The sequence below is a fragment of the Holdemanella sp. DFI.5.55 genome (assembly GCF_020593575.1).
In the GTDB taxonomy this organism is placed as follows: domain Bacteria; phylum Bacillota_I; class Bacilli_A; order Erysipelotrichales; family Erysipelotrichaceae; genus Holdemanella; species Holdemanella hominis.
The window spans coordinates 1-1731 of sequence record NZ_JAJDMK010000144.1 but is presented as its reverse complement, the minus strand read 5'-3'; the positions used below and the strand labels follow the sequence as shown (position 1 = coordinate 1731).

The following is a 1731-nucleotide window of genomic DNA, read 5'->3' as shown; positions in this document are numbered from 1 at the left end:
TTTTTTACTACTTATAAAACGACCCTATAAAAATTTAAGGACTATGTTCGACCCTGCAAGAATTTAAATATCCCAAAAATAGATCTGTCTATCGACAGGTCTTTATTTAATCAAAAATGGAATTGAAGTTCTCTTCAATTTGTCTACATGCACTTGCTTCATCAAGTTGTTTAATTTCACAAATCTTCTTTGCGACATATTCCACATACATAGGTTCATTTTCTTTTCCACGATAAGGAACAGGTGTTAAATAAGGAGAATCCGTTTCTGTGATGATTCGATCAATAGGACATGCTGAAATACATTCAGGGGCTTGTCTAGCATTTTTGAATGTGATAGGTCCGGCAAACGAAATCATAGAATTCATTTTTAAACATTCCATCATAGTTTCTTTACTTCCGCTGAAGCAATGGAAAATAATTTTTGTCTTTGCGTATTGTTTTAAAATATCCATGCAGTCTTTTGTGGATTCGCGCATATGAATAGAAATAGGAAGATTGTGTTCATTCGCAATTTGAATCTGCTTGATAAATAGCTCTTTTTGTAAATCATTAAAACTTGTATCCCAATAGTAATCCAATCCAATTTCTCCTAAGCAATCTAAATAAGGCGTTTGATCAATGAGATACTGAATTTCTTTATCTGCAACTTCTTTGGCATCACTTGGAAACCATCCAAAGGCAATTTTAAAAAATGGATATTTTTCTTTTACCTTTTTCGCACGTTCTAATTCTTCAGGACTTGTGCACATGATCATGCATGAAGTAAGATTTTTAGCTTTGATATTTTCAATGATCTCGTCAATTCGACTATATAAACCATCACAAGTGATGTGACAATGACTATCTGTATACATAACTAACCTTCTTTCTTAAAATAGTATATAATTGTGTTAAAAGAGGTGCAATATGAAAATTAGCATGGAATTAAATGTAAGTGATAAAGAGTTTTATGATTTGATGATGAAATCTTTAAAAGAAGAAGTTAAAAATGTCACGAAGAAAAATTTAGAATTAAAAGAAGGGTTAAAATATAAAAAGAAATCAGCTCAAAGAAAAGGAATCGGCTCAGAAATTACTGTGCATATTAAAAGGTTGATTCCGAATACATTGTATGAAGCAACGTTTGTCACGGCAATCGACCATACAACTATTTCTTATAAGATTGAATCTTTAAATGAATCAAAAATCAAAGTGACTTATGAAGAAATTTACGAAAATGTTTCTCCAAAGGAAATTCCTGTTTGGAGACAAAAAATGGCAGAAAAACAGTCGGCTAAAAAATCAAAGAAAATGTTTAAAGAGGTTGAAAAGTTTATTTTAAATGAAAGAAATAACAAGAACTGATTATACCAGAATAGAAACCAAGTTTTCCATCTTGGTTTCTTTTTTTGTTTATATGCGTTATAAGATTGGTATAGAAAAGCTTTAACCCAACAAAAGAAGGAGGAATTGGATATGAAAAAGTTAGGTTATTTAGCGGGGGCATCATTGTTATTTGTTCCAATGCCTCTATATGCAGCAGGAATTGGTTCTAGCAACCAAGTATTTACTCACACTGGTTGGTTCTCAGTTATTTGTATGGCAACAATCGGTGTTGGAGTTGCGATTTGTTCAAAACATCAGAAATAATAATGAAAAAAGTTTTAACAGTAAGCATTATTTGGGCGGTGGATCTTTTCGTATTATGAAACCAGGAAGAAAAGTATTCTGGTTAATATAGAATTGTATA

Annotated in this window: 3 protein-coding genes; 2 read left to right on the top strand and 1 reads right to left on the bottom strand. The window is 31.4% G+C overall.

The window, feature by feature from the left end; genetic code table 11:
* Positions 1-106: 106 nt before the first annotated feature.
* Positions 107-856: a TatD family hydrolase gene (locus LJE08_RS13390; RefSeq protein WP_227403498.1), complete on the bottom strand. Its 750-nt coding sequence runs from the start codon at positions 854-856 to the stop codon at positions 107-109.
* A 52-nt stretch (positions 857-908) separates the two neighbouring features.
* Here LJE08_RS13390 and LJE08_RS13385 point away from each other — a divergent pair, with 52 nt between their 5' ends.
* The gene (locus tag LJE08_RS13385; protein ID WP_117926514.1) at positions 909-1346 is read left to right on the top strand and encodes a DUF3284 domain-containing protein; all 438 of its coding nucleotides are present in this window, start codon (positions 909-911) and stop codon (positions 1344-1346) included.
* A gap of 111 nt (positions 1347-1457) precedes the next feature.
* On the top strand, positions 1458-1631 hold the full coding sequence (locus tag LJE08_RS13380; RefSeq protein ID WP_154556314.1) for a hypothetical protein: 174 nt from the start codon (positions 1458-1460) through the stop codon (positions 1629-1631).
* The last annotated feature ends 100 nt before the right edge of the window (positions 1632-1731 follow it).

Coding starts and splice junctions, on each gene's coding strand:
- LJE08_RS13380 (WP_154556314.1), top strand. CDS start 1,458: ATGAAAAAGTTAGGTTATTTAGCGGGGGCATCATTGTTATTTGTTCCA.
- LJE08_RS13390 (WP_227403498.1), bottom strand. CDS start 856: ATGTATACAGATAGTCATTGTCACATCACTTGTGATGGTTTATATAGT.
- LJE08_RS13385 (WP_117926514.1), top strand. CDS start 909: ATGAAAATTAGCATGGAATTAAATGTAAGTGATAAAGAGTTTTATGAT.